The sequence below is a fragment of the Streptomyces sp. adm13(2018) genome, assembly GCF_008042145.1.
GTDB lineage: Bacteria > Actinomycetota > Actinomycetes > Streptomycetales > Streptomycetaceae > Streptomyces.
Genome location: NZ_RDBH01000068.1, coordinates 4,748 through 5,498, shown reverse-complemented (window position 1 = coordinate 5,498; position 751 = coordinate 4,748). Strand labels below are relative to the sequence as shown.

Below are 751 nucleotides of genomic sequence, written 5' to 3'. Positions count from 1 at the left end.
CTCCGGGATACCCCGTGGGGGATCTGACAGACTCTCCGGCCCCGCTTTGACCCGTCGCAGGGCGTGGCCGGACCATCGCAGAGCGAGGCTGCACGGGCCGGACCCCGGTTAATGCCCCAGGCCGGGGACCGTGCCTGTGCGCCTCGCCTTGATCCTCCCCCGTACGCTTGCGGCCATGGGGCTGCGCGCGGAACTGCCGGTCGTCGGGGCGGTGGCCGCCGGCGGCGCCCTCGGCGCAGCCGCCCGCTACGGCGCGGAACTCCTCGCGCCCACCCCCGAAGGCGCCTTCCCCTGGACCACGCTCGTGGTCAACGTGACCGGCTGCGCCCTGCTCGGCGTCCTCATGGTGCTGCTCACGGAGCGGCCCACCGAGTGGTCCTCCGCCCCGCCGCACCCGCTCCTCCGCCCGTTCCTCGGCACCGGGTTCTGCGGCGGGTTCACCACCTTCTCCACCTACGGCCTCCAGACGGAACGGCTGCTGGACGCCGGCGCCCCGGCCCGCGGCCTGCTCTACCTGGGCGGCACCCTGGTCACCGCGCTCGCCGCCGTCTGGGCGGGGGTCACCGTCACCCGGGCCGCCCGGGTCACAGCAGCCCGGCCGCCCGGACTCCCAGCCACACGGCGCCGAGTCCGGCGGCCAGGCTCACGGCCACGTTGAGCACCGCGCGCCCCCGCGCCCCGTCCTCGTACAGCCTCAGCGTCTCGTACGAGAACGTCGAGTACGTCGTGAGCGCCCCGCACAGGCCGGTGC

Annotated in this window: 2 protein-coding genes; one reads left to right on the top strand and one right to left on the bottom strand. The window is 75.4% G+C overall.

What is annotated here, in order from left to right:
• The first annotated feature begins 175 nt into the window (after positions 1–175).
• On the top strand, positions 176–658 hold the full coding sequence (locus EAO70_RS06200) for a fluoride efflux transporter FluC (protein ID WP_148002006.1): 483 nt from the start codon (positions 176–178) through the stop codon (positions 656–658).
• On the opposite strand, the gene EAO70_RS06195 is transcribed toward EAO70_RS06200, so the two are convergent.
• Positions 585–751: fluoride efflux transporter FluC (locus EAO70_RS06195; RefSeq protein ID WP_187283756.1), on the bottom strand; the 167-nt coding region annotated here is incomplete at its 5' end. The two genes, EAO70_RS06200 and EAO70_RS06195, sit on opposite strands and share 74 nt — an antisense overlap.

Coding starts and splice junctions, on each gene's coding strand:
- EAO70_RS06200 (WP_148002006.1), top strand. CDS start 176: ATGGGGCTGCGCGCGGAACTGCCGGTCGTCGGGGCGGTGGCCGCCGGC.